Genomic DNA, 948 nt, shown 5'->3' with positions numbered 1-948 from the left:
CGCGCTCCGGCGCGGCGACCAGCCGCCCGCGCGCGGAGCGCGAGCCGAACCCGCCGCGGACGCCGACGACTTCGAACTGCTCACCGCCGACCTGGCACGCGCCCACGACAGCGCCGTCACCGCCGTCGTCCAGGCCTCTCAGCTCTCCAGCCACGCGGGCAGCGAACAGAAGCTCGAAGTCTTCGTGAACCTGGCCCGCCGGCTGCAGTCCCTCGTGCAGCGCGAGATCTCCATCCTCGACGAACTCGAGAACGAGATCGAGGACCCCGACCTCCTCAAGGGTCTCTTCCACGTCGACCACCTCGCCACCCGCATCCGCCGCCACGCCGAGAACCTCGCCGTCCTCGGCGGCGCCGTCTCCCGCCGCCAGTGGAGCAACCCCGTCTCCATGACCGAGGTGCTGCGCTCCGCGATCGCCGAGGTCGAGCAGTACTCCCGGGTCAAACTGGTGCCCCCGGTCGACGGCACCCTGCGCGGGCACGCCGTGGCCGACGTCATCCACCTCCTCGCCGAACTCGTCGAGAACGCCACGGTGTTCTCCGCCCCGCACACCCAGGTCCTGCTCCGCGCCAACCTCGTCACCTCCGGGCTCGCCGTCGAGGTCGAGGACCGGGGCCTCGGCATGCCCGTCACCGAGCAGAACAAGATGAACGCCCTGCTCGCCGACCCCGACCAGGTCAACGTCGCCAGCCTCCTCCAGGACGGCCGCATCGGCCTCTTCGTCGTCTCCCAGCTGGCCCGCCGCCACGGCATCCAGGTCCGCCTGCAGACCAACATCTACGGCGGAGTGCAGGCCGCGTTCGTCGTCCCCCAGGGCCTGCTCGGCAGCGACCCGAGCGACCTGCCCCAGCCCCAGCCCCAGCCCCAGCCCCAGACCCGGCCCCAGACGCAGCCCCACACCGAGCAGAGCACCGGCGTACGCCGCCCCGACGCGCCCCGCCACGCGCA

General features: G+C 72.4%; 1 protein-coding gene. It reads left to right on the top strand.

Annotated features, from left to right (window positions below; genetic code table 11):
• Positions 1 to 948: sensor histidine kinase (locus AWZ10_RS01670; RefSeq protein ID WP_167365910.1), on the top strand; the 948-nt coding region annotated here is incomplete at both ends.

Origin of the sequence: Streptomyces europaeiscabiei, from assembly GCF_001550375.1 — a bacterium.
In the GTDB taxonomy this organism is placed as follows: domain Bacteria; phylum Actinomycetota; class Actinomycetes; order Streptomycetales; family Streptomycetaceae; genus Streptomyces; species Streptomyces europaeiscabiei.
The sequence above is the reverse complement of the archived record's forward strand: the minus strand, read 5'-3'. Positions and strand labels throughout refer to the sequence as shown.